This window comes from Bradyrhizobium acaciae (assembly GCF_020889785.1).
Lineage (GTDB): Bacteria > Pseudomonadota > Alphaproteobacteria > Rhizobiales > Xanthobacteraceae > Bradyrhizobium > Bradyrhizobium acaciae.
The window spans coordinates 1-1,443 of sequence record NZ_JACMYK010000305.1 but is presented as its reverse complement, the minus strand read 5'-3'; the positions used below and the strand labels follow the sequence as shown (position 1 = coordinate 1,443).

The 1,443-nt window shown below is 67.0% G+C and carries 1 protein-coding gene; it reads left to right on the top strand.

The annotated features are described in order from the left end of the window. On the top strand, positions 1-1,300 hold a 1,300-nt coding region (locus tag H8A92_RS40415; protein ID WP_229200799.1), incomplete at its 5' end, for a cation:proton antiporter. Between the last annotated feature and the right edge of the window lie 143 nt (positions 1,301-1,443).

The following is a 1,443-nucleotide window of genomic DNA, read 5'->3' as shown; positions in this document are numbered from 1 at the left end:
CCACTACCTGATCGGCCTGCCCTGGAGCGTCGGTTTCCTGCTGGGCGCGATCGTGGCGCCGCCGGACGTGGTCGCGCCGCTGGCGATCGCGCGCAAGCTCGGCCTGCCCCGCCGCATCCTGGTGGTGCTCGAGGGCGAAGGGCTCGCCAACGACGCGACCGCGCTGATCCTCTACCGCTTCGCATTGGCTGCCATCACCACCGGCCTGTTCTCGCTGCCGAAGGCGACCGGGACCTTCTTCGTCATCGTCGCCGGCGAGATCGCGTTCGGCACCGCGGTGGGCTGGCTCAGCCTGCGCGCCCGCCGCAGAGCCCGGGATCCGCAGGTCGAGATCACGCTGTCGCTGATCACGCCCTATCTCGCCTACTGGATCCCCGAGCATCTCGGCGGCAGCGGCGTGATCGCGACGGTCGCCTGCGGGCTCTATATGAGCTGGAACGGACCGCTGCTGATCTCGGCCGCGACCCGCCTGCAGGGCATCTTCTTCTGGGACCTGATCATCTATCTGATCGAGGGCCTGCTGTTCCTGCTGACCGGCTTCCAGATGCGCTCGCTGGTCGAGAAGTCGAAGTCATTTCCGCTGCACGACATCCTCACCGCCACCGTGCTGGTCGCCGTCATCGTGATCGTCGCGCGCTTCCTCTGGGTGTTTCCCGGCACCTATCTGCCGCGCTGGCTCAGCCGGCAGCTGCGCGACCGCGACCCGCTGCCGTCGTGGCGGGCGGTGTTCGTGGTCGCCTTCACCGGCGTGCGCGGCGCGGTCTCGCTCGCCGCAGCGCTTGCGCTGCCCCTGACGCTCCCGAGCGGGGACGCCTTTCCGTATCGCGACCTGATCCTGTTCGTCGCCTTCGGCGTGATCTTCGTGACGCTGGTCGGCCTCGGCCTCGGATTGCCGCCGGTGGTGCGCTGGCTCGGCCTCGCCCAGGACGGACGCAGCGAGCACATCGCCGAGCATGAGCAGGAAATTACGGCACGGCGCGAGGCGTTGAACGCCGCACTGAAATCGCTCGATGCCATCACCGACGACCGCGAGCTCTCCGACGAAGTCGTCAATCTGCTGCGGTCGCGGCACGAAATCCGCATCAACCAGCTGCCCGACACGCTCGACCCCGACCGGCACGACGTCTCCGCGACCGGCACCGCGTTGACGCGGGAGCTGATCTCCTCCGAGCGCAAGTTCATCCACATGCTGCTGCGCGACGGCAAGATCACCGACGAGACGAGGCGCCGCATCGAGCGCGATCTCGATCTGGAGGAAGCGGGCTTGTCCAACCGCGAGTATCGCAGGATTCCGTTGTAGCGCGCGCTAAGGTAATTGTAGCGAACTCTATCCCACGTCGTCCCGGGCAAGCGAAGCGCGGCCCGGGACCCATACCCACAGGGCGCTGTTGTTGAATCAGGCTGTGGCCACAGCCCATTCCAACAATTGCGAACGGTGGTTAC